This window comes from Paenibacillus sp. JT22N12 (assembly GCF_056269365.1).
Genome location: NZ_JBWDNU010000004.1, coordinates 431,059 through 456,400, shown reverse-complemented (window position 1 = coordinate 456,400; position 25,342 = coordinate 431,059). Strand labels below are relative to the sequence as shown.

Genomic DNA, 25,342 nt, shown 5'->3' with positions numbered 1-25,342 from the left:
CTACACCTCGCCCGTCTGTTTATTCCATGTCTCGAAATAAGCGGCGACTTGATTGTTGTTGAACGGTGCCTTCCCGGATTCCACCCGGGCCAGCAGACCATGAAGCCCCTCTTGTACTTTTCGGTCAACTTCCTTCGAATAATGATACATCGCCTTATGAAGTTCATATTCCTCGACATCCACAACATGAACCGATCCATCCTGCGCGACAATCACATCCAGGTCATAATCAATATAGGTCAGCACATCATCCTGAAAATAAGGCGGCGAGGCCACATTGCAATAATAACGGATCCCCTCGTTCTCCAAGAGAGCAACAATATTATACCACTGTCCGGGGATAAAGAACGAAACAGCCGGCACGCGGCTCGTCCATATCCCGCCATCCGCCTCCTGAATAGGCGTCTGCCGGTTAATCAGAATATACATGGATTCCGCTGCATGTTCAGGTAACGTCAGCTGATCCGGAAGCAGGGAATTTTCCAGCCACATCCGATGCAACCGGCCGTTATGCTTGAAGCTTTTAATCACACTTGGGCGATAATTGTCCATATGCGAACTCTCCCGTGGAAGTCTGAATGAATCGCTGCCTGAATCTGCTTAATAAGTTAAGAAAAGCATATCTCGCCGCCAAAATCAATGACGTTCGAGATATGCTTGTCCATGATGACAATGTATTCAAATAGGGCGTAAGAGTTATCCTGCGACGATGCTAAGCTTCTGAAACGACCGGAAGAAATCCGATGCCGCATAGCCCAGCGACTCATAAAGCGACAAAATCGGCTCGTTATGCTCGTCCGCCGATATCAAGATCTTAGTTACATTCTTCTTCTCAAAACGCAGCTGAAGCCCGCGAATCAACGACTTGCCAATACCTTGACGCTGGTAATCCGGATGAACGGCGATACGGTAGTAATAACCCTTATTATTATCGATTGTGCCAATTACGATACCCGCAACAACATCGTTCACCAAAGCTACAAGCACTAGCTCACTGTCCCACGACAGCTGCCGGCCAAAAGCCTCCATGGTCAATTCGTAGCATTCTGCCGATAAAACCGTTTCGAGCAATTGGGTGACAGGTCGATAGTCTGACAATTGGAAAGTACGAACGTCCATAACTAAAACCCCTCTATACGCAGTATAAAAAAATTTAGGTAAAGTTAATAATACGACAAAATCATGCGAATTCCTTCTAAAAAGTTAAAAAAACCTTAAAAAGTTCATAAAATCTTTGTTTTTCTCATGTAAGCGCTTTATAGTAAGCGTTTTCATTAAAAAGAGGCTAATTACGCCCGGTTTTCGTGTCGAAGATATTTTGATTCTTGTAGTGTAATATTTTAATGTTAAGGAACTTCTTGCTGCCCAAAGGGTTTTGGACACAAGCAAAAAGCTCCAGATTGTATCCAGAGCCTGATGATTATTGAAGGATTGAGCTTTACCTATACGCTTGCCTCTGATTACACGGACATCCCTTTGCCCTTGACTCCGCCTTCGGCGTTCAGCTTGTCCCATATTTTGCGGTGCATGCTGAATTTGACGCAAAGTCCGTTTGGCAGGCTGCGGTAACGCTTGCCCAGCTGGTAGCCCAGGAGCTTGGCTGCCGATTCAGCGAACAAGCGCGGCATCCAGTGCCATTTGCGCTGCCGGTGCAGCTCGCTCAGCTGTGTGCGCACGAGACGCGAGCCCTCTTTGCCCACGGCCGAGTACTGGAAGACCCAGTCATTATTGCGCATGGATACGCCATTGTCGAAGAAACGCCTGAACTGCTGAATGAGCGTATAATCATGGGAATGCACGACCCGGGCCTCAGCTGCGTAAGCAACCGTGTAGCCCTGAAGAATGCATGTTGCCGCGAAGAAAAGATCCTCGTTAAAAATAACCGGCTCCGGAAAGCGGCCAACCTCCATGAATACGTCCTTGCGGATGGCTGCGCACACATTGGAGCAGAAGAAGGTCTTGATTCCCATGCGGGGGATATCCCTCTTATCCTTGGTGGATGACTGCTCCGGATAGTTAAAACCGCGGGACAGCTTCTCCAGCACATTCGCCTCCGGACTTGCCAGCTGCCTGGCATAGACACAGGATATCTTCTCGTCCTGAAATGGTCGCACAAGCTCCTGCAGCAAGTATTCATTATCCGGAAGCGCGTCCTGTGTCATGAACACATATATATCGCCTGCCGCCAGACTCACTGCGTAGTTTCGGGTTCCTCCATGGTCGAATTCGCTTTGGAGGATGGTAAATACACGAGCCCCTGCCCGCCTCGCTCTCTCAGCCGTCCCGTCAGACGACGAGGAATCAACCACGATAATCTCATGGGGTGTGAGCGTCTGGCTCTGCAGCAGGCCAAGGAGCCCGTCAAAAGCGGGTCCGGCGTTGTAGGTTGGAATAATAACGGACACACGGGGTCCGCCTGATGTCATCACTGCTGTGTCAGTATGCATTTTTATTAACAAGACCTTTCGTTATCGTCTTCACGATGATTTTGAGGTCGAAGAAAAAGGTCCAGTTCTCGATGTAGAACAGATCATGCATAATACGGTCCTGAATGGATGTATCGCCGCGCAAACCGTTGGTTTGCGCCCAGCCGGTAATGCCGGGACGAATATGGTGCTTCACCATATATTTCGGAATTTCCTCTTTGAACTGCTCCACGAAGAAAGGGCGTTCCGGCCTTGGACCGACGACACTCATATGTCCGACAAGCACATTGAAGAACTGCGGAAGCTCGTCCAGACTCGTTCTGCGGATAAAGCTGCCGAAGCGTGTCCGGCGCGGATCATTTTCCACCGTCCACTGCGTATTCGAGGTGCCGGGATCCGAGATATGCATGGAGCGGAACTTGTACATATTGAATGTGCGCCGATCCAGCCCCATCCGCTCCTGCTTGAACAGGACAGGCCCTGGTGATGTCAGCTTAATGCCGATATATACCATGAGCATGATCGGCGAGACGATTGTGATGGCAAATAGGGAGAACACGATATCGAACGCCCGCTTCAGAAGCCGGTTGCTCAGCTCATCCAGCGGAATGTCGCGAACATTAATCAGCGGGATACCCGCAAAATTGTCGAAGAAGGGACGCGCCGGGAGCATATCGAAGAAATCGGGAATAATGAGCGTCTTGACGCCCGTTTTCTCGCATTGATCGATAATCGTCGCATATTTCTTATGGGCCTTGAGCGGCAGCGCAATGATGACCTCATCGATCATAAACTTATTCAGCATTTCATCCAGCTGGTCTGTAGTCCCGATAATGGGCTTCAGCCCGCTGTGCTCGGCCGCATGCTCAGTCTGGAAATCATCCAGGAAGCCGATTGCCTCATAGCCGAGCTCAGGATGCTGCTTCAAGCTGTCGTAGAAGCTGCGCCCCACCGAGCCTGCGCCGAGAATGAGCACATAACGTCTGTTGAACCCTTTGCGGCGGAGACGGGTCAGAATGCTCTTCACGGCATAGCGGTAAATAATCATGCCCATAATATTGGCAGCGATGAAGATGGCCAGAAACTCACGCGATATATGAACTTCTTTGGCAATAAACAGCAAGCTGAGCAGGCCAAGGAAGCTTAAGCCATGTACCTGGAAGATTTTGAGAATGTCGTAGGAGAAGCTCTTGCGGCGCCGCGGCGCGTAGAAACGCACATAAAAGCCAACAAGAATGGCGGCGAATGAATAGATGGTGCCCCAGAGGAGATAGCTTTTGAGTGGGAGATTATTATAATGCGACAGGAGCCCGCTGTTGAACTTCAGCCAGTATGCGGCCAAGAACATAATCAGGGTGCACAAGAGATCCGCGAGTACATATATTTGAGTCAGAAATCGTTGGTTCTGTCGGATCATAAGTCTCTCAGTCCTTACTATCTAGTATTCGAATGACGAATCTACCAGTATTGTATCAAAAAAACGAGAGGGAACCAACCATGAGAATTGTTAGGTTTTGACTTTTCTTTCAGCAATTCGGCGCCAGAGAGCGCTCCGCTGCCTGAGCAGCTCCGGCATGCGGCGGAGAATTGTCGCCCAGCACCGCAATAAGCCCTGCTCCAACAGTAATATATACCCGACTTGAACGAATTCAAGACCGATTAATCGTGGAATCGACAGAAACATTTTCCAGCCCGCAGGCTCATTCTTAATGATGGTAAATATCCGGTTCTGATACGAATGGCGTCTGAGAAACAGCGGGATCTGCTTGCGGCTGCGGCGTCCCTCATACTTCCAGCCCCGCTCATGAAGCGCTTTGGCCTCCGCCAGATAATACGACTTCCAGCCCAGCAGCTGGGCCCGCCATGCCACGTCAACGTCTTCCTTGTAAGCAAAATAGGACTCGTCATAGAACTGCCCGTCCATGCTGATATCCTCCACCATCCGACGCCTGTAAACCGATGCCGCACCGGATACCCCAAAAATATAACGGGACTCCTCCCACTGCGCAGCCGGTTCCCCGCCGCCGAGATCCCAGGCTCTTCGCGAGCCGCCCATGTCGAGACCGGCGCTGTCCATGACGTCCGGACGGGCCGCCAGCACCAGCTGGCCTGTCACGCTGCCAACCTCCGGGTGCTGCTCCATAAATTCCACAATGCAGGCTATGTAGTCCGTTCCGAGCTCCACATCAGGATTCAGCACAAGCACATAATCGGAATCCGTCTGCTTAATGGCCTGGTTCTGGCCGGCAGCGAATCCGACATTATCACGGTTGGCGACAAGCCTGACTGTCGATTCCTGGAACCCGCGAACAATGTCGCAGGTATTGTCGGTAGAGGCATTATCCACCACGACAATTCCTGCGACCGGATGCGACTGCTGCAGGACAGCCTGAATGCATCGCTGGATATCGGAAGCACTGTTATAGGTTACGATGCATACACTGGCAGTCGCCGCAGCTGGGCTCATTACTGATCATCCTTTAGAAAATGAATTAACGCCTCCCGCCAAGGCCGCAGGTCAGTCAGGCCGTTTACCCGAATAGATGAATGGTCCATCACGGAGAACGCAGGTCTGGGTGCGGGACGCGGGAAATCTTCTGTCGTGCAGGGCTCAAGATTGATGGCGGAGCCGCTCTCCTCGAAGATTGCCGCTGCGAAATCGAACCAGGAGCAAACGCCTGTATTGGAGGCATGATAAATGCCGTAGCATTCCGTCCGGACAAGCTCCAGCAGAAAATGTGCCAGATCGAGCGTATACGTAGGCGAGCCGATCTGGTCGTGCACCACCTTCAGCTGGTCCTTCTCGCTGCCAATCTTCAGCATTGTTTTCACAAAATTATTGCCGTATTTGCCGTACACCCATGAGGTACGGACGATAAAATAGCGGTCATGCAAAGACGTGACCGCCTGCTCGCCGGCAAGCTTCGACTTGCCGTATACCGTACGAGGGTTCGTGTTGTCGATCTCATTGTAAGGAATCACGCTTGTGCCGTCAAACACATAGTCGGTGCTGATATAGCACAGCTTGGCTCCGATTTCTCTGGACGCAATGGCCAAATTCCGCGTTCCGGCCGCATTCACGCGAAAGGCCTCGTCCGGTTCGGACTCGGCCTTGTCAACGGCGGTATAGGCGGCGCAGTGGATAACAGCATCCGGTTGGAATCGGGCCAGCACCTCCCGGCACTGCGCAAGGCTCGTGATGTCAAGCACATCACGGCCATAGCCTTGAATGGTGAAGCCTTCTGCAGAGAGATGAACAAGCTCTGCGCCCAATTGACCATTAGCGCCGGTGACAAGAATCTTCAGGTTCGGCGCTGTTGTCATGATTTTGTCCCCAGGCGGTCGCCGTACTGCGTTTTGAAATAATCCTGGTAGGCACCGGAGAGAATTTGCTCCATCCAGTCGCTGTGATCCAAATACCAGCGAACCGTTTCCTTGATGCCGTTCTCGTAGTCGTATTTCGGCTTCCAGCCCAGCTCATTGCGGATTTTGTCGGCATCGATCGCATAACGCCGGTCGTGGCCAAGGCGGTCCGTAACATAAGTGATAAGCGATTCCGGCTTGCCCAGCTCGGCCAGAATCGTTCTGACCACCTGCAGATTATTACGCTCATTATTGCCGCCGACATTATAAACCTCTCCCGGACGTCCATTATGCAGCACCAGGTCGATCGCGCTGCAGTGGTCCTCCACATACAGCCAGTCACGGACATTCAGACCGTCGCCGTACACGGGGAGCGGTTTGTCATTGAGGGCATTCTGAATCATCAGCGGAATAAGCTTCTCCGGGAATTGATACGGCCCGTAATTGTTGGAGCAGCGCGTAATATTGACATTCATGCCGAATGTTTCGTGATACGCGCGAACAAGGAGATCCGCGCCTGCTTTGCTGGCAGAGTATGGGCTGTTCGCAGCAAGCGGCGTCTCCTCCGTGAAGAGGCCTGTGTCGCCGAGTGTGCCGTACACCTCATCGGTGGACACCTGGACGAATTTAGTGATGTTATACTTCTTCGCCAGGTCGAGCAAGGTCTGGGTTCCCATAATATTCGTGCGGACGAAAATCTCCGGCTCCAGAATACTGCGGTCCACATGCGATTCCGCGGCAAAATTTACGATAACATCAACGCCCTCTGCGAACAAAGGTTCCAGCGCCGCACGGTCCGCGATATCCGTTTTGACGAAGCGGTAGTTTGGGTGCTGCTCGACCGAACGAAGATTTTCCAGGTTACCCGCATAAGTCAGGGCATCAACATTAATGATCGTATAGCCGGGATAATTCTTCGCCATATAAAGCACAAAGTTGCTTCCAATAAAGCCGGCACCGCCGGTGATTAACAGTTTCATGACGTTATAACTCACCCTTCATAAACAAAATTCATCTCGGCATCCGCCAGCAGTGGATGCTTCGTATCTTTCTCGGATAAGATCGGTGTTGACGTCGGCCAGTCGATTCCAAGTGCCGGATCATTCCATGCGATGCCGCGGTCATGCTCGGGAGAATACAAAGCATCCACCTTATACTGTACTTCACTATTGGGAACAATCGTGCAAAATCCATGAGCGAAGCCTTGAGGAACAAGGAGCTGGCGTTTATTAGCTGCGCTGAGGATAAATCCCTGCCACTGCCCAAAGGTTGGAGAATTCTTGCGAATATCTACGATAACATCATAGATGGCGCCTGCCGTTACGCGTACAAGCTTGGTTTGAGCTTTCGGATTGAGCTGGTAGTGAAGTCCTCGCAGTACGCCTGTCTCAACGGAAAGGGAGTGGTTGTCTTGGACGAAAGCATGCAGAATACCGTTGGAATGAAAAGTGGCTTCATTGTAGCTTTCCGTGAAAAAGCCCCGGTGATCACCGAACACAGCCGGTTCAATCAGCTTCACACCAGGTAGCTTGGTTTCTATGATTTTCATTTGAGTCCCACCTGCTTTTTACAATTTAAGCTTGCCGAATTCTTCGCCGAATACGATATCCTTTGCCAATTCATTGGCTTTGGTCAGTGAGGCATGCGTTCCAGCATCCGTCCACCAGCCTTGTAATATGTCATAAGAAAGCTCATTGCTCTCAATATAGGCATTATTGACATCGGTGATTTCCAGTTCCCCGCGTCCGGAAGGCTTCAACGTCCGAACGATTTCAAACACACGGCTATCATACATATATATTCCCGTTACGGCGTAGCTGCTTTTAGGTTTCTGCGGCTTTTCTTCAATGGAGACAATTCTGTCCCCGTCCAATTCTGCCACACCATAGCGCTGCGGATCATGAACCTCTTGAATAAGGATCTTGGCCCCTTTGTTTTGTTGACGAAAATTATCGGCAAAGGTTGCGATGCTATCGTCAAAAACATTGTCACCCAAGATAACGACCATTTGGTCACCATTGACGAATTGCTCTGCCAGACCTAATGCTTGTGCAATACCTCCAGCTTCGTCCTGGACTTTGTAGGTGAAGAATAAACCGAATTCATGCCCGCTTCCGAGAAGATTGACGACGTCACCCATGTGGTCTTTGCCAGTCACGATAAGGATATCCTGTACTCCTGCTTCTTTGAGCTTCGCGATGGAGTGGAATATCATTGGATATTTGCCCACTGGGAGTAAGTGTTTGTTGGTTACTTTGGTTAAGGGGTAGAGGCGTGAGCCTGTACCGCCTGCTAGGATAATGCCTTTCATCTATATTCACTCTTTTCAGTATTATATTTGCCCATAAAAACGTTTATTAGCACTTTAAGAAGCATCAAATTCCCCTTCAGCGGGCTTATTTTTGTAGGGATTTTACCTTTTGGATAAGTACGACTAACTGGGATTTCAATCACTTTAAACTTCTGTTTAGGCGCAATATAAGAGAAGTAAGCCAGTAGTTCATAAGTTTGGAAAACATCTCTAAAAGGTTGCACTCTGTCATCCAATAAGAGACGTTTTGAATGACCTCTAAATCCATTGGTTGTATCTGTATACTTAAAACCAGATATTAGGGAGAGATATGGAGCATGGACGAGCTTAATTGCCAGTTTTCTAGATAGCGGAGTATTTACTTCTTCACCGCCCTTTACATATCTAGAACCTTGTATAAAGTCAAAACCTCTATCCAGATAATCAATAAACAAAGGAATAGAATCTACACTATCTTTATTGTTACCGTCAACAGTAATTACACCTTCATATCCCTCTTTCATAGCATAAGCGAATCCCATTCTTAATTGTGCACTTAGTTTGCCTTGATCACGTTTTACCAGTAGAGATCGAACTCGATTTTCTTTTAGAAACTCTATATTTAAAGAATCGTCAGTGCTACCACCATCGAGCAATATAATATCTACGAATTTAGAGAAGACAGACATTTTAACCAATTGCTTTCTTATTTTTTCCCCTTCATTAATGACAGGGATACAGATACAATATTTATGATGTTTTGGTGATAACTCCGTGCATTCGTGTTTAGGAATTTGCCATTCCACTGGATCAATCATATTTCTCTCCTCTTCTGCACTTATTCTTGCAGATAAATCCGTTTAATATATGCCAATGCTTCTCTTATCGACTCTTTATCATCTAATCTTATACCATTTTTCATCTCCAAAGATACAAAACCCTCAAATTGGTATTTCCTTAATGCATCTGCTATTTCTTCATGATTATACTGTTGAGAACCGGGAATAAGTAAAAATGGGTCGCTTATATGAAAATGAGTACAATACGGCAAACATTCTCTAATTATTATATCAGGGGATTCATTATTTAAAAGCATCGTACCTGTATCCAAATGAAGTCTTACCGACTCATGATCAATATCTCTAACAAACATCAAACCTTCAAGACTTGAAGTTACAAAATCACATCCATATTCTTTGGGATTAGGCTCTATACAAATTACAACATCAAATCGTGAGGCCTCTTCTCCAAGTCTGCGAAAAAAATTTATCGCATGGCTATATGATTCTTCTCTATTTTCATTAGCAATTAATCGATTTTTAGGCGATCCAAAAACCAGAGATCTGGTCTTTAAACTCCCGGCTAATTTCACAATGGACTTCAAATACTGTAGGGTAGCGTCACTGGACTCACCAAAAACGGATAGGTTAGAACGATTAAAAAGAAGAGATTGCATTGCTACCGGAGTCAGTCCATTAGAAAGCCAAAACTGTCTATAAGCATTAGACTCCTCTTCAGTCGCATCATCAGGATTTGGCCAACGCTTGGTTGGTGCAAGTTCAATTCCAGTAACACCAAATTCTTGCAACAGTGCAATAACCGCAGGATTGTCAGATGAGTCCCATGCAATATTAGAAGCAGCTAATTTCATAGAGTTGACCTGCTTTCCTGACTAACGAATGACTTAATCTGGTCAAGAACGCCATTTTTTGAAGTCATATAATTTGTTTGTTCACTATCAAATATTGAAGCAAATTTACTATGCATATCATAGAAGACAGGTGCCTTTTCCGTACGGTTTGTAAATTCTATGCCAAAACATGCCCTCGCAACCTCTTCAGCAGATACGGGCTCAGTGGCAAAATTAACTAATTTTATCTGCCTTGATCGTATCTCTTGCAAATCACTCCAAAGTCTGGACATATCATAAAATTGAAATATACTTTCACAATGTGTCAAATGAAGACAATTATCATACATTAAATCATAAATAAAATTCTTTTTGAGCCCTTTGCCAAAAAGACCTGGAAGTCTAACAATAGAATGCTCTGTAAAGTGTTCCATCACGAATTTTTCCAACAAAAAACGGTGTTTACCATACGGATCCGTAGAATCGATATCAATGGGTGTATCTTCATTAACTTTGATTGGCCTCTGATAAACGTCAACTGTAGAAATAAGAATAAATTCAGAAGCTTTAACCTCTTTCAAACAATCCATTAGCAACTCTAGATTTTCAAGATCTTCTTGAGGATTTTGATTCGCTTTCCATTTCATTGCAGGTGCTCCAGCACAAACCACTCGCTCAAAGGTCTTCCCCTTGATCTCGGCTATATTCTTTGAATTATAAAGTTCAGAGAATTGGCTCTGTTCGAGCAAAGTTGATCCAACAAATCCCGTATAACCGATTAAAGCAGTACTCATTGTTTTCTCCCCTAACTATAATTTATATTTTCTCTTTCCCAGCTGCTACTTCGTTCATTACATGAAACTGTTCTTGTTTTGATTTATATACCTCAACGGAACGAGTTGTATAAAAAGGGCGGTCTTGCAGTTCGATTAAAATTCGTGATATATATTCACCAAGCATCCCCACAATGAAAAAGAGTCCGGCGAACCCAAAGCTGATAAGAATCATCAGTGTTGTCCAGCCTTGAACAACATGCTTATTATAAATATAATTATAGAGGGCATATGCTCCCATAAAAATACTGAACAAGAAGAAGAAAATCGATAGATAATGAGAGGATTTCAAACCAATATTTGAAAAAGAAACCATAACATCAACTGCTGTACTAAAACTCTCTTTTTTAAAATTAGCTCGTGAATCTTTATTGTCATTACTTGGCTTGTAGAGCAAAGTTGTCTTAGAAAAACCAGTATAAGCGTACAATGCCTTTCTATACCTAACCTTCTCCTTTAGATTCATCATGGCGTTCAGTGCCCGACGTGAAACTAGACGTACCGATTCTGTTCTCAAATCTAAACTCAAATAAGTGACTTTGTTAATGACTTTATAGAACAGTTTTGATGTTAAAGACCTGCTTAACTCAGGTGCCAAAACAACAATATCAGATCCTTTTAGTACAGTTCGGTACATTTCCATAATTTTTTGAGGTTCATAATCTAGTACTGCACTTTCAAATTCGAAGACAAAATCCCCCATTGATTTTATCAAACCACTCATCATTGCTTTTTCAATTCCATGTTTTCTTGAAAGGTTTAAAACCATCATAGTCCCATATATTTCACTCGCTTGCTTTCTGATGACGTCAGTTGTCAAATCGGTACTCGAATCGTTAACGACAATAATCTCATAAGATTCAAAGTTTTCATGGAGAACCATGTCAATTTTTTTTAAAGAGCCAGCAATCATTTCTTGATCATTGTGGACGTAGAGGACTGCTGAAATAAACACCTTTTCCTTCACAGTAATGCTTCCTCCAAATCATAAATAGTATTAAATTTCCCTGAGAGTATTGAAATAAATGTAGGTTTGTCCGAAAGTTTGCGAATTACTGTGGGACGTGAGTCATCAATTTCAGCAGAATTTAGTATTGTTTTTACAGCATATAATGATTTTTTATATTCAAATTCTAAAGAAGAATTTAAATAAATCGAAGTTTGTTGTCTTATATTATCCCAGGCACTCATGGGTCTTACACTACAATAATTACAGTTTTGCAATAAATTAGAACTACAATCTTCTCTGTGAGCTTGACATGAAAAAGCCGGCAATTTACCCACTGATGCCTCATGGGGAGTAAAAGTCACGGAGGTTAACGAATGATACCCCGAGTGACCAAAAGGCATGATTGAGAAAAAGGGGCCATCCATTACTGTTATACCTATATTTTTCAAATTACCTGAAGCTTTTGTTAACACGACCTCACATATTTCATATTTGGTTTGAAAACTCTCCAATCCAAATAAGTCATGCATTTGATTAATGCTAGCATAAGTGGCATTAATAACAGCAGGAGTAACTAACATTTCTGCACCATTCAGAGACAGATAATAATTTTCAAGATCATTTTTTACATTATTAATTTTGTTCTTAAAGTAAAAGGTTATTTTTTCTTCTGTTTTCAATTTATTTAAATACCACTCTCTTATTATTTCAGCATCGTACGTATATTCAACTGTCTCAAATGCAGCTGATATCATATTCGTATTAAAATATTTTGTTGGATTAATCTCTTCAGACGGAATACCAACATGATTACAAAATCTTTCAAACTGCTCGGGGTTAGTATAAGAATCAAATTTTGAAATAGCATATATTTTTCGGAAACTGCTGTTAACTGCGAACTCAAACTCTTTATTAAAGCGTTCGTAGTAATGAGCTGATTTGGCAGCCGTGGAAACACTCCTGGGATAATGATATCCATTGTGAACTCTAGCTTGATTAATATAGCTTGCTCTCTGCAAAGGTTTTGCATCCATCTCGATTATAGCTACATTGTATCCTTTTTCACTTAGTAAATTAGCAGCAAATAATCCATAGATTCCTGCTCCAACGATCACAAAGTCGAATTTTGTTGAGTTCATATGTTTCCCCTTGTCGTTTATTGAAACAAAACAATGGTACCTACAATTAATAATACCAGACCTATGACCTTTGTCATAGTCAAGGGCTCGTTAAATAACATGACAGATATTAGGACAACACCAATTGTAGTTAAAGCCTGAGAGACAGGTGAAATCCGACTTAATTCGCCTCTGGACATTGCCATAATATAGAATAAAAAGCTAAAACCATAAAAAAATGCACCTCCCCATATTTGAGGTACCATAATTATTTTACTGATAAAAGTAAAGTTTATACTATCGAAACGAATTCCAGTAACAGCTTGTTTCAGAAAAGTCTGTGCCAATAAATTAAAAATAAGCGCTAATAAAAGTAATATAATAGTCATAACAAACACCCCGATATCTAAGAATTAAAACTTCAAAAGTCACTTTTAACAAAAAAAGTGGATTCTTTAAACTGATTTAAATTACCTTTAAGCCAAACACGTTCATTTTGTATATCTTCTACTAAAAACAAATCTCCATTCTGATTTTTTACAAAATCATTTATTTTCAAATATGTTAGTACATTTTTATTGTGCACAAAAAACATTTCACTTTCACGACCAATTCCGTTATTCCAATTTTGATCACTAAATTTAGCAGGATAAATGCTAAGCTTAATTGGTTTGTTTAATCCTTTGTTGATTTCAATTACCCCGCTAATATTACCATAAAATAACCAGTCATACTTAATAATATCATCTGGCTGTACGTTATAATAATCTCCGCCAACAATGAAAAGTTTAGCTTTGTTAAATTCAGTAGCCTTTAGATAATTTAATCCAGCATCAAATGACATAATATTTTCAACTATATTTCTGTTGGAATAATAAATTAAATGTCCTCTAACATTGGTATTTATCATTGCTAACTCGTCATCTGCAAGGCTGCTTTTAATTATCAGACCTGTACTTTTATAATTAGAAAATCTAATATCTTTTATGTATTTGGGATTATTAATATTAAAATATTCATAGAAAGATACAACACTACAAAGCACTATAATCATAACCAAAGGAAATATTTTATTTATATTTGATTTTAGATACAAGTAAACTATCGTAATAATTAAAGGAACAGTAAACTTTAGAGTGTCGAAAGTATAATTTGCTACGTGATCGAGCAGTAACAGATTCTCTAAAAGTGGAAACCAAGATAAAAATATAAAATAAGGGAATATTCTGCTCTTCTCCTTATACTCAGATCCTTTAATTCTTTTATATATGTATAAAATCCCCAATAAAATAAGAACAAAAATAAAAGCGTTATAACCAATTAAATAATTTTCAAAAACTATTTTTATTTGGTCGAGTTTTCCTTGACGAACAGTTGCTCTGAATAATAGACCTGCTAAGTAATTGTGAAAACCAATTATACTGGAAAATTGTAATATAATAATTATTAGTGAAAAGAAAGGAGCAAGGATCGAAGCTAACAAAATATATACATACTTTTTCTGCTTTTTTTTAAACCAGAGCCAGAGGTTTAATAAAACATAAGAACCAGCGATTACAAACGCTGTCCATTCGGTATAACACATCAGTAACAATAAAGTAAAAAAAATTCCGAAGTCCAGTTTCCTTGGACCATCACGGACTATTAGTCTGTAAAGACAAATTAATGAACCCAACCACAAGGGTTGAATTAAAGATTGAGCCCAGTAAGCATTTCCATGAGTCCATAGAGACTCTTCAGCAAAAATATATATTAAAGCTCCAGAAAACGCCAGCCACCTACATGAATTTATTTTCATATAATACGTATAACTTAATCGATAAACAAGAAAGTAAATTAAGATAGATGTGAGGATACCCAACAAAATATCGAATATTCGCAGTGATAATATTGAAATAGGTAAATTGAGTAGCTTTATAAAAATATAGGGTGCAATAAAGCCAAATGGTGGAAATGAAGTATAGTAAAAGTTCCCCATGGAGTCAGTTTTAGCAGCCGAAGGAAGGTCATCAATTCCTTTATTAACTTCTGAACCTAATGAGAAAATCGGTAAAAAATGATGGGTCCCTATTGCATTCTCACTGAAAGATTTTAAAGTTACTAATACATGCGCGGGAGCGTCTTCATTATGGTAAGCTAACGGTCTATCGAATATATTTTGATATCTAACTAATATGGTAATCACACTTATAATAGTAATCAATACTATAAAAGAAGCATTTCTTTGAAGTTTCATATTTACCCCCTGTAAATCAATCCCAGTATAAAGTGTGGGATATGCTCTAATCATTACTCGCCTCCGCAGTTGCACAAAAAGAAAAAAATCACCAAGTTTAAGCCTATGACGAAATCTATTCGTAAATCAAGTTCTTTTACAACCGCAAACGAATTCACAGTGCATTGGGTTACTTATTTCCCGGACCGGTTTGCCGCTCTCTTTCACGAGAAAAAGAAAGCTTAGTTTTACTTTATTAATAGTCCACTTTCCTGACAGAGGTCCATTTCTTACCGCCCGGCTCGTGATGCAGCTATGCATTTCTTCTACTCTTGGCCCTCTACATAGTGGTTAACTATTTTTGTTATAGCATTATTTTTGATTAAGGAATTGTTGTTTATAGAAAATGACACGATAAAAGATAGAATCCCCATCAAAATTATTCCAACCACCTTTTGATATTGAACATGCAATCCTTTATGCAGAATAACTATGTACATCAAACAAATCGTAATTACATTCATGTATAAATACCGACCAATCATGATGTCAACTTCTTGGCTTATAGTTCCGTAAACAAGTACCATAAAATTTAAAATAATAGAAATTCCCAAATAAAAGTTAAAGGTATTTTCATTTTCGTAAAACGGATTTTTTGCTGCATAGTATATCCAATAAATTGATACCAAAATAATTAGTACTAAAGACATAGAAAGAAAATTATTAAACGTTATGTAAAATGGAAAACCTAGAGCTGCTACTTCTTCTTGTGGCACAAAAAAACTGTTCAGAAGAGAGGGCAATTGTTCAAATGCAAAAAATAATCCATAATCCTCATTATTTAAGTTAACAAGACCCTTTACGAATGCAACATGAAGATATGTCCCAGTAAAATGATGATATATATAAATATTATATATAAACCAAGGGGAGGTAAACAGCCCTACTTCCAGAAGGTATAAAATAAAGAGCCGCACTTTTCTTGCTCTGAGAAAATACAATGAATATATGGCAAGAACATATATTGCTGTGAACTTTGTTAGTATTAACGCGGCCGATAAGATTGCTGCATACAAAACATCTCTTATGGTAATCGTTTCTTTGAAATACAGATTAATAAAATGAAACATCAGCATGCTGAATATAAGAATGACCAAGGATTCATTTGACACACTTGTCACACGTGTTAATATGCCGGGGTTAAGGTAAAAAATTGCTGCTATCCCTGAAACCATCCAATAGGAATAAACAACTTTCAATTTTTGTTCTAGTAACTTCAAGCTTTTAATAAAATAGTAATAAGACAATATCAGTAACACAACTCCAAAAAGACGCAGGAAGAATAAATGAAATAAGGATGACGAGATAAAAATTACTGATACAATTGCGCTTATTATATAATATAACGGAGGTTGAACTGCTTCATATTGCATTAAATTAGATGGATATTCGATATTCATAATTTCTGTCAAGTACTTGTTATCAATATAATCATAGAGTGTAGGCAAGGAGAAATGATCAATAATATGGCGGATATAATCATAATGAGCGCCTTCGTCAACAAGCGAAAAGTAAGAGGTCATGGTTACATAAACAGTACCATAAACAACAATTAATACTCCCGTAGCATAATATTTAAAGGTTTTTACAAGTAGCAGATTAACTACAAATAATACTAAGCCAAGAAAATAGATATACTTATGGCTTATCCCCCCTTTATTTGTTAACAAATAATAAATGAATAATATAGCCAGAATAACAACAACGATGGAAGTTATTCTTTTGTTAAACTTGAACATAAATCGCCTGCTCCAATCTTTGTTTTATAAAACCCACTTGTTCGCCTAGATCATAGCGTCCCTTTGTATTTGTCAAGTTATACTACTCCGAACGATTTCCGAATCCCCTAATCTTTTGTTTTCCTTTTCCTTTAAACAGAGACTACGAGGTTGCGTTATTGCCTCGATGATTCTTCTTATTAGTAGATCTGGTCCAGAATTTAAGAACATTCGATGGGCCAGTTGGAATCATGCATGATTATCAGATATATATCCTTTAATTTAAGAGACCTTCATTATTTTATAATTAATAGTGAAACTATCCAACTTACTAAGACCATCAATATCAAATCTTATATATTTAACCTGTTCTGTCCCAAACCATTGACTATATTTACCTATTGGCAAAACTAAAGAACCATTATTCACTTGAAATTTATATGAATTCACTTCTGTAAATAGTGATGGTTCTGGAGCCCAAAACACCTGTCCTTCTAATTGTTTTTTAGATTTTAAATCTAAAGTTAAATTAATTATTAGAACATTTTTTTCGGAAGTTTGAATAGGTGACGATAATGCTAAAACAATATGAGGATCATCCCCAGTGACTTGTAGTCCACGTTGTTCTTCTGCGATATTGTGAAACATAAATGGATTTGTCACATTATTCACATCTTTAAATAACATATTAGAATCTTTCCCTAGCCTTAGAGGAAGCTCATCTAGATTGGGTTTCTCTAATAATTTTTGCTTCATGGCTTTCTCTAGATTAAGGGGAGTGATTTCTTCATACGATAATTTGTTAATATTATTCAGGATATTTGATTCAGATGGCACATATATATAGATTGAATTAGCCAGCATAATTGCAGAGCATATTATTAATAGTACACCGGCAAATTTAATGTATTTTTCGACCATAACCTTATAATAGAAACATATTGCCAATATGCAAATAGGGATGATATTAATATATAGATATCTTCCTATAATAATATCGACGTCTTGACTAATCGTTCCATAGAATAATAGCAAGGGACTCAGAATACATGAAGATATAAGTATTACATTATAGGTTTGATCTTTTTTAAGTATCCACCCGTTTTTTTTCAAATCATTTATATTGCTAATGGTTAAAGTCACTATTATGAGTAGTAAAATTAGAGCCAGGAAGTTAATAATTGTAAGAAAATGCAAAGTAACTGCTGGGAAATTAAATTCTTGGGGAACAAAGAAGCTACTAAATAAATATGCCAAATGGTCGATTACAAACATGATATTGTAATTTATATTTTGGGGATTTGCTATTGACTTAACAAAGTCAACATGAATCTTTGTACCAGTTAGGCTTTGATAGGTTATGAAATTAAAAATAATCCATGGTAATACTGACAATGCAATTATTGAGAAATATATTGGCAAAGCACGATATATTCTATGACCTATAAAGAATAAAACAAGAATAAGAACTATGAATGCAGCTGTTAATTTAGTCAGAATCAATCCAGCGGATAGTAAAGAAGCAAAAATAATATCTTTTCTATTTATACTTTTACCAGTATGCATTTTAGTTAAATGATATATTTGAGTGCTGAATAAAAGAACAACTAAACTTTCATTTGATATCGTAACCATTCTTGTTAGAATCCCTGGATTGATATACACAATTGCTACTATACCGCCAACTAGAATCGTAGTACTCTTTATAAATCCTATATTCTTCAACTGGTGATAAGTACCAATAAAAAATCTTAATGATATAACTAACATAATCAAGCCTGCGACACGTAGAATGATAAAATTAATCAGTGGAAAATGTTTGAATGGAATTGATATTAAAGCACATATTATATAGTATAAAGGGGGATGAACTGCTTCATATTGAACTCCCGTTGGGAGAGAATATGAACTTACTTTAGATAGCCCATCCGTATCTATTTGATCAAATAAAGATGGTAATTGACCTTCTATAAGAATATGTCTTATGTAGTCAAAATGTGCTGCTTCATCTATTGGAGAATAATAAGGCACTAGTATAATGAATAATAAGCCATAAAATAGCAACATACCATAAAGGGCACGATATTTAAAACAATAGATAATAAATACATGAGTGATAGCGAGTAATCCACTCAGGAAATAAACATGACCACTGGATAAACCTGAAAAGGCTAACTTAGAAATGTATAATATTGAGATTACTACTAGAATAATCGCCAGAACTCTACTGTGCTGCTTGATAAAAACCATAAAACAACTCCTACCCCCATAGATACATCAGGTATCTTTTTATAACCTGTTTGATATGCTATTCTTTTCTTTTATTGCTATTAGATACTCTAATAACTCCTCCCTTAACCCTTCTCTTTTTAAAGCAAACTCAATGGTTGTTTTTATAAAGCCAATTTGCTCCCCCACATCATATCGAATTCCCTCAAAATGGTAAGCTAACACTTGTTCAAAACTGTTTAATTTACTAATGGCATCTGTCAGTTGAATTTCTCCATTTGCCCCTACTTCTTGTGTACCAAGTAATTCAAATATTCTAGGAGTTAGAATATATCTACCCATGATAGCTAGATTTGAGGGTGCACACTCGAGGCTGGGTTTTTCTACTAGATTTTTAACACTGTACAATTTTGCACCAATACTAACAGCATCTACTATACCGTAACGTGATACATCCTTGTACGGAACCGGGTTTACACCAATTATCGAGGCCTGATGGTTATCAAACATATCAATCATTTGTTTTAAACATGGCTGCTCTGATTGAACTATATCATCGCCAAGAAGAACAGCAAATGGTTCATTGCCAATAAATTTTCTTGCACACCATATAGCATGCCCTAAACCCTTCGGTTCCTTTTGACGTATATAATGAATATCAGCCATGGAAGCCGACTTTTGAACCTCATCAAGGAGTCTAAATTTACCCTTTTCCCGAAGATTATTTTCAAGTTCAAAACTGTGATCGAAGTGATCTTCAATTGACCGTTTACCTTTACCTGTAACTATAATAATATCTTCAATCCCTGAGGCTACTGCCTCTTCGACAATGTACTGAATGGTGGGTTTATCAACAATTGGCAGCATTTCTTTAGGCATAGCTTTAGTAGCAGGTAAAAATCTTGTTCCAAGACCTGCGGCTGGAATGATAGCCTTACGTATTTTCATTAAAAAATCTCCTTAATGATCAAAATAATTAACCCAACTATTCTTTAATATACAAAGATTCCGTTATATCTAATTTTTTATATACTTCTTTCACAAAATGAAAAGGAGTGTCAGAATTCTGCAAGTAATTCGGCATCTTACCTTCTCCTAGAATTCCAACAGAATTATTTTGATCAAATCGTATACATTGCTCTTCCAATGACTGTGCAATTGTGTTAGGTGTTATATCATTCAACGAAATTATATTTTCATGCCATTCCGATAAATTTTTATTGGCATAGCTGTTAGTCACGACCAATGCTCCAAAGTGAGCCATTTCAATAGGTGGATAACTCGGATGTGGGGAAATCATTAAAGACAAGCCCACAGCTGATTCCTGAAGCTCCCGAGTATATTCAACCAACGTCATTTTCCCCTTAGAACGTAAGGTGATTCCATTTCCAAGATCGACATCAGGATGCGGTTCACCCGCAGAGATCAGTTCCCAATCCTTCGCATCACTATAGCTCCATACCCAAACTCGCAAGGCTTCAGTAATTAATGTAAAAGCATTCCTTGCAACTGAAGGTCTTCCGTAAATGAGTATCTTTTTTCTTTTTATGTTCTCTGATTTATTTAGGCTTTCCCTCAACACAGCATTCATCTGAGGTTCAAATGAATAATATGAAGTAAAATGATGTCCTCTGTCTATGACGAAATCTTGAAGTAACTTTGTATTGAAAACCGCAATTTGAGGCCCATCAAAGTTATAAGTACTCTCTGCCAATATTGATTGACTAGACCACGGATAAAAGCAAGGTTCATAATCCTGTATAAAATAGACCATTGTCTTTATCGGTTGATTATACGATTCTTCCTGCCATTTCAATAAACGTTGAATACTATAAGCTGTCCACCATGATGTCGCAACAAAAACATCAGATTTTCTGACAGGTATTGTCTTTTGATATCGATCATTGAAAGTTACAACCTGATAGTTTATATCAGGATCCTGATCTGCCGATATGGACCTATAGCCCGATAGTAAAGCAACATCTTCTTCACTGGGACTAGCATCTGTCAAAATAATTCGACGTTCTACCTCACCTACCGATGCAAGCTGATCAAAAAACTTTAAAGCCGTAGAAATACCACCAAAAAGATGTTCTTTATTAATGGACGGTACCAACAAATTTATACGCGGCATGCCATTGTCTGATTTTCGCGCTATGAATGGGGTTATCTCCCCAATATGCGTTGTGATAAAATTACTCTTAGCCTGATGATACACTTTACTGATCGTTTTATTCTTCTTGGCAAACCTTTTAAATTTGTCCATCCATGTAGTCAATTTTCTTCCCCCTACTTTAACGTGGGTATTACATGATTGAGCGACAAGTTATTATTATAATACGGATCTCCGTGTTCTAGATAAGGTTTATAAACTATTGCCGACATACGAAAATCCTGTTCTGGAATATATGGCGTCCGAGTCTTGGACTCATAATGATACAACTTAATATGAGGGTCATATATATTGTTTAGTCCGTATTGAATCGCTCTTATCGACAATTCAATATCACTTCCGCAAATAATAAATTCCTCGTTAAAATTTCCAATCCGTTCAATATTTTGTTTAGATATAGCTAAGCAAGCACCTGTCGAGGAGCTTACATTGCGGGTTACGACAGGCGAAATGTAAGGCGAACCGTAGTGAACCGGCGATAAGCCCTTAAATACATGGTCGGCCCAACCACCTACACCGATTACAACACCAGCATGTTGGATGGTTCCATCTTCAAACAATAGCAAACCGCCGATCGTTCCAACATTTACCTGCAATGCTTTTTCTGCGAACCGATTAAGCCAGTCTGGTGTAAGTATTACTGTGTCATTATTCAAAAAGACATATACTTCACCTGTGGCTACCTCAATCCCATGATTATTCAACTTAGACCAGTTGAAGGGGTAGTTGGCATCCACTACCTTTATGAATGGATGCTTTCTTGTCATATCCTGAAACCAATTAAATGTTTCCATCAGTTCCGAGTTATTATTCATAATTAGAATTTCATAATCCGGGTAATCCGTAACATTTATTATACTTTCCACACAAGGGCCTAATAAGTCAATCTTATCTTTTGTAGGGATAATAATACTCACCCTGGGAGCTGGAGTAGGGAGTTTGTATCTTGCATCGTAAACGAATAAATGATTGGTCTCCTCCACCCAAGCCTCGTCTTTTCCAAACACCCTTTCCATATGCTCATTAAGAGCTCTTAAACCAGCCGTATGTGCGTATGGTTTGGAATGAGGGTTTGCGGCAGTGGATGTACTGAGTTCCCTCCATGAATATAACACTTTTGACACATGGTGTATTCTACATAAAGGCTGCTCCGACATTCGAAGCATTAAATCATAGTCCTGCGCCCCTTCCAATCCAATACGAAACCCGCCTACTTTTTCAAATAACTCTCGCTTGAACATCAGAAAGTGGCCGACATACATTTGAGAACGTAATAAGTCCGGTGACCAGTCAGGTTTATAGAATGGTGTTTTTCGATTACCATGAATATCAATCTTATCTTCGTCAGAATACAAGATATCAGACTCTTCATGCTGTAGCGCCTTAACCATTTCATATAAAGCATCCAAACGCAGTTCATCATCGTTATCCAAAAGTGAATAATAAATTCCAGTCGCTTGGGAAGCGGCTAAGTTGGTCGCACCAGAGATACCTTGATTTTCGGTAAGAAACTTAATTTTAATACGCGAGTCGTTAATCTGCCTCAAGTATTCTACTGTTTCTTTATGAGTTGAACAATCATCTACAATGGATAATTCCCAATCGGGATATAGTTGCCCTTGCACAGACTTAATTGCTAAATCAAGCCACTGCGGATCTACATTATATACAGGCATTAAAATACTGACCTTTGGCCTGAAATTCCAGCTGCCTATCTCATAATTGATTAAGTTAATATCAATCATTTCTTCTTTTTGAAAGTATTCAGGTTGATCCTGTTGAATAGACACTCCTTTTATTTTTTCAGCTAAACCATTTAACCCTCTGCTGCGAAGTTCATTTATACCTCGTTTCAAATAATGGGGGTTTTCTTTTATCAGCTTTAGGAGCATATAGAATTTCTTCGCTGGAGTTCTAAACGGTTTTGGCAGCATACGTTTTATTCTATTTTTCAAACGTAATGAGTTGGCTATGTTTTGAAGATCATTTATATAAAGATCTTTTTCCTTAATATGAAGATTCTTCTCATTGATAACCGACTGTAACTCGTTATATCTAGTTGTATATTCATCACGAATTAATTTAACCGTTTCTTGTTCTTTATTGGATATCATGAAGTCTAATTTATGTTGAATACTTTCCAGAGTACCATTATGCTCTGAATTCATTTTACTAATTGATAAGTCAACTTGAGACTGGGATGCTTCAAATTGAACTGAAACCTCATTAATTCTATCAGTGAGATGAGAAATTCTCGCATTTAGCTGAATATCCCGGTCCCGGCCAGATGCATGCCTTTGCAGTATTTGCATTTGAGCTTGCAATGACATTAATTCATTTATATCTTCATTATTAATGATTTGTTCTTTCTTTAGAGAATAAATATTTCTGATTTCATTAAGTATAGACTCATCATCTATAGAAACAATAAATTGCCTGTAGTTAGGAACGGCATAATCATGTTCATAAATTTTCTGATTGTAATGATTATCAATAATTGAGCGAAAAGAATATAAATCAGAAATACCCGCCGACAAGAAATGGGTTGAGGTCATTTCCGTCCATAACTTAAGCGATCCGTGGCCAAAATTAAAAAAAGGAATCTTCGAATCATTCAAATAACCTAAAGTATCATCCAAATTCGGCAACCTAAGTTCTTCGTGCTCTTGCAGCCATATATAATCTTCGCCATAGAGTGCATGATAATAAGTATTCACACGCTTCTCTGATTCTTTAACTCCTGGAGTGTCAAAGGGAGCTGAAATCACAAAACCATATCTGCTAACTCGCCTTAATTCACTAAGAAATGCCTTTTTCCTATCGTTAGGAATATGTTCAAATACATCCAGTGCTACGATCCAATCAAATTGTGATTCTGAAAAGGACATATTCGTAGCGTCACCTTGTATATAGGAAGAATCCGATCTTAAATGATCCGGAACAACAATATCCAGATACATAATAGTATCCCCACGCAAAAAGCCTTCAAGGTTCTTATGTTCGTTCGCACCTACTTCAAGTATAGAAACCTGACTATTCCCTGAAAGAGATTTCCATTTGTTTATTATCTCAGCCGCGTGGTTATACCTTTGATATTGATCGAAAGGAATTGAAACATTCATTTGTTCATTCTCCATTCATGCTCCATATAGACAAGTCCTTCGGTGAAATAATCACTTTTAATTGTAAATTGTTCGGCAGCGGTTTTATAGTCTATCGCCACCAGACCTTTTTCGGTAAACAATCCGCCATCGAGAAAGTAAGTACCACTTAATAAAGTAACGCGAGGAATAGAATAGGTAATTCCATGTCTTCCCTTAGAATTTTGAATTGCAATCTTATCCAGATGGGTATTAGGACCAAATATATATTTTCTATCCCTATCATATATCGCAACTCCAATTAATAGATTAGGGACCTCTTCCTCATAAATGTCATAGATAACTTCAACATCTAACGATTGAAATGTATTTATAGTGGATTTTTTACATTTCAACGATACAATTCTACCTACAGAATCTGGTTCTAATGGAATCGGCATCTCGTTAAACAGATCCACATGTTCATCTTCAGAGTCAATAGAAGCCTTCTGAAGCTCTCCTAAATACAATGAATCCTCATAAATATTAACAACCTCGTTTGCATCTCCATCTTCTTTTAGTGTGCCCTTTTCAATCCAAATTGCCCTCGTACAAAAACGTTTAATTTGTTCAATAGCGTGGGAAACAAACAAAATTGTAGTTCCATTTTCACGAATTTGCTTCATCTTCTCAATACACTTCATCTGGAAACGCGTATCACCGACACTTAACGCTTCGTCTACAATCAGAATATCTGGTTCCACATTGATAGCGACAGCAAAAGCAAGCCTTGCGAACATACCACTGGAATATGTCTTTACAGGTTGATAAACAAATTCACCAATCTCAGCAAAATCCAGAATAGACTGCATCTTCGAATCGACTTCCTGATGACTGTATCCCATAATAGTACCGTTCAAATATATGTTTTCTATTCCTGTATACTCAGGATTAAACCCAGCACCAAGCTCAAGAATTGCTGAAACTTTGCCGTTAATAATCACTTGACCAGAAGACGGAGTAAGTACACCGGCGATCATTTTCAGAAATGTTGATTTTCCAGATCCATTTGTCCCCACAATCCCTACACTTTCACCTTTCGTAATGGAGAGGTTTATTTCGTTCAATGCGTTGAATTCTCTATGATATTTTTTTCGAAATGGATGTATGGATTCCTTAAGTCGGTCTCCTGGAGCATTGTATATTTTATATTTCTTGGTAACACCCATGAATTCAATAATAGACTTTTCCATTGTGT

The 25,342-nt window shown here is 39.6% G+C and carries 22 protein-coding genes; all 22 read right to left on the bottom strand.

Annotated features, from left to right (window positions below; all coding sequences use genetic code 11):
* Complete coding sequence (locus AC0YOA_RS17710; protein ID WP_475787705.1) at window positions 1-552, bottom strand: DUF402 domain-containing protein; 552 nt, start codon at window positions 550-552, stop codon at window positions 1-3.
* Between the two features lie 144 nt (window positions 553-696).
* A complete protein-coding gene (locus tag AC0YOA_RS17705; RefSeq protein WP_475769834.1) occupies window positions 697-1,119 on the bottom strand; it encodes a GNAT family N-acetyltransferase in 423 nt (140 codons plus the stop codon).
* 341 nt (window positions 1,120-1,460) lie between these two features.
* Entirely contained in the window at window positions 1,461-2,405 is a 945-nt protein-coding gene (locus AC0YOA_RS17700; protein ID WP_475787704.1) for a glycosyltransferase family 2 protein, read from the bottom strand.
* Window positions 2,406-2,436: 31 nt separating this feature from the next.
* Window positions 2,437-3,843, bottom strand: a complete 1,407-nt coding sequence (locus tag AC0YOA_RS17695; protein WP_475787703.1) for an undecaprenyl-phosphate glucose phosphotransferase — start codon at window positions 3,841-3,843, stop codon at window positions 2,437-2,439.
* 90 nt (window positions 3,844-3,933) lie between these two features.
* Window positions 3,934-4,893 carry a glycosyltransferase family 2 protein gene (locus tag AC0YOA_RS17690; protein ID WP_475787702.1) on the bottom strand — a complete coding sequence of 320 codons (960 nt, stop codon included), beginning with the start codon at window positions 4,891-4,893 and terminating at the stop codon, window positions 3,934-3,936.
* Window positions 4,893-5,750, bottom strand: a complete 858-nt coding sequence (gene rfbD / locus AC0YOA_RS17685) for a dTDP-4-dehydrorhamnose reductase (RefSeq protein ID WP_475787701.1) — start codon at window positions 5,748-5,750, stop codon at window positions 4,893-4,895. The genes AC0YOA_RS17690 and rfbD overlap by 1 nt, the downstream gene beginning before the upstream one ends.
* Entirely contained in the window at window positions 5,747-6,769 is a 1,023-nt protein-coding gene (gene rfbB, locus AC0YOA_RS17680; RefSeq protein WP_475787700.1) for a dTDP-glucose 4,6-dehydratase, read from the bottom strand. Before rfbB ends, rfbD begins: the two co-directional genes overlap by 4 nt.
* Window positions 6,770-6,780: 11 nt before the next feature.
* The gene (gene rfbC, locus AC0YOA_RS17675; RefSeq protein ID WP_210042716.1) at window positions 6,781-7,338 is read right to left on the bottom strand and encodes a dTDP-4-dehydrorhamnose 3,5-epimerase; all 558 of its coding nucleotides are present in this window, start codon (window positions 7,336-7,338) and stop codon (window positions 6,781-6,783) included.
* 18 nt (window positions 7,339-7,356) lie between these two features.
* The gene (locus tag AC0YOA_RS17670; protein WP_475787699.1) at window positions 7,357-8,100 is read right to left on the bottom strand and encodes a sugar phosphate nucleotidyltransferase; all 744 of its coding nucleotides are present in this window, start codon (window positions 8,098-8,100) and stop codon (window positions 7,357-7,359) included.
* Window positions 8,097-8,897, bottom strand: coding sequence for a glycosyltransferase family 2 protein (locus AC0YOA_RS17665; RefSeq protein ID WP_475787698.1), 801 nt, complete (start codon window positions 8,895-8,897; stop codon window positions 8,097-8,099). The genes AC0YOA_RS17670 and AC0YOA_RS17665 overlap by 4 nt, the downstream gene beginning before the upstream one ends.
* Before the next feature lie 20 nt (window positions 8,898-8,917).
* Window positions 8,918-9,730 (bottom strand): sugar phosphate isomerase/epimerase family protein, encoded by an 813-nt coding sequence (locus AC0YOA_RS17660; protein WP_475787697.1) that lies wholly within the window; start codon window positions 9,728-9,730, stop codon window positions 8,918-8,920.
* Entirely contained in the window at window positions 9,727-10,503 is a 777-nt protein-coding gene (locus tag AC0YOA_RS17655; RefSeq protein ID WP_475787696.1) for a pyridine nucleotide transhydrogenase, read from the bottom strand. Before AC0YOA_RS17655 ends, AC0YOA_RS17660 begins: the two co-directional genes overlap by 4 nt.
* Before the next feature lie 22 nt (window positions 10,504-10,525).
* Entirely contained in the window at window positions 10,526-11,509 is a 984-nt protein-coding gene (locus tag AC0YOA_RS17650) for a glycosyltransferase (protein ID WP_475787695.1), read from the bottom strand.
* Window positions 11,506-12,630: an FAD-dependent oxidoreductase gene (locus AC0YOA_RS17645; RefSeq protein ID WP_475787694.1), complete on the bottom strand. Its 1,125-nt coding sequence runs from the start codon at window positions 12,628-12,630 to the stop codon at window positions 11,506-11,508. The genes AC0YOA_RS17650 and AC0YOA_RS17645 overlap by 4 nt, the downstream gene beginning before the upstream one ends.
* A gap of 17 nt (window positions 12,631-12,647) precedes the next feature.
* A complete protein-coding gene (locus AC0YOA_RS17640) occupies window positions 12,648-12,998 on the bottom strand; it encodes a DMT family transporter (RefSeq protein WP_475787693.1) in 351 nt (116 codons plus the stop codon).
* A 32-nt stretch (window positions 12,999-13,030) separates the two neighbouring features.
* Window positions 13,031-14,899 carry a hypothetical protein gene (locus tag AC0YOA_RS17635; RefSeq protein WP_475787692.1) on the bottom strand — a complete coding sequence of 623 codons (1,869 nt, stop codon included), beginning with the start codon at window positions 14,897-14,899 and terminating at the stop codon, window positions 13,031-13,033.
* A 251-nt stretch (window positions 14,900-15,150) separates the two neighbouring features.
* Window positions 15,151-16,623: a hypothetical protein gene (locus tag AC0YOA_RS17630; RefSeq protein ID WP_475787691.1), complete on the bottom strand. Its 1,473-nt coding sequence runs from the start codon at window positions 16,621-16,623 to the stop codon at window positions 15,151-15,153.
* A 261-nt stretch (window positions 16,624-16,884) separates the two neighbouring features.
* The gene (locus AC0YOA_RS17625; protein ID WP_475787690.1) at window positions 16,885-18,852 is read right to left on the bottom strand and encodes a hypothetical protein; all 1,968 of its coding nucleotides are present in this window, start codon (window positions 18,850-18,852) and stop codon (window positions 16,885-16,887) included.
* Between the two features lie 39 nt (window positions 18,853-18,891).
* On the bottom strand, window positions 18,892-19,779 hold the full coding sequence (galU, locus tag AC0YOA_RS17620; RefSeq protein ID WP_475787689.1) for a UTP--glucose-1-phosphate uridylyltransferase GalU: 888 nt from the start codon (window positions 19,777-19,779) through the stop codon (window positions 18,892-18,894).
* Window positions 19,780-19,816: 37 nt separating this feature from the next.
* Window positions 19,817-21,109 (bottom strand): rhamnosyltransferase WsaF family glycosyltransferase, encoded by a 1,293-nt coding sequence (locus tag AC0YOA_RS17615; protein ID WP_475787688.1) that lies wholly within the window; start codon window positions 21,107-21,109, stop codon window positions 19,817-19,819.
* Between the two features lie 11 nt (window positions 21,110-21,120).
* Window positions 21,121-24,126 carry a glycosyltransferase gene (locus AC0YOA_RS17610; protein ID WP_475787687.1) on the bottom strand — a complete coding sequence of 1,002 codons (3,006 nt, stop codon included), beginning with the start codon at window positions 24,124-24,126 and terminating at the stop codon, window positions 21,121-21,123.
* A complete protein-coding gene (locus AC0YOA_RS17605; RefSeq protein WP_475787686.1) occupies window positions 24,123-25,337 on the bottom strand; it encodes an ABC transporter ATP-binding protein in 1,215 nt (404 codons plus the stop codon). The genes AC0YOA_RS17610 and AC0YOA_RS17605 overlap by 4 nt, the downstream gene beginning before the upstream one ends.
* Window positions 25,338-25,342: the final 5 nt, after the last annotated feature.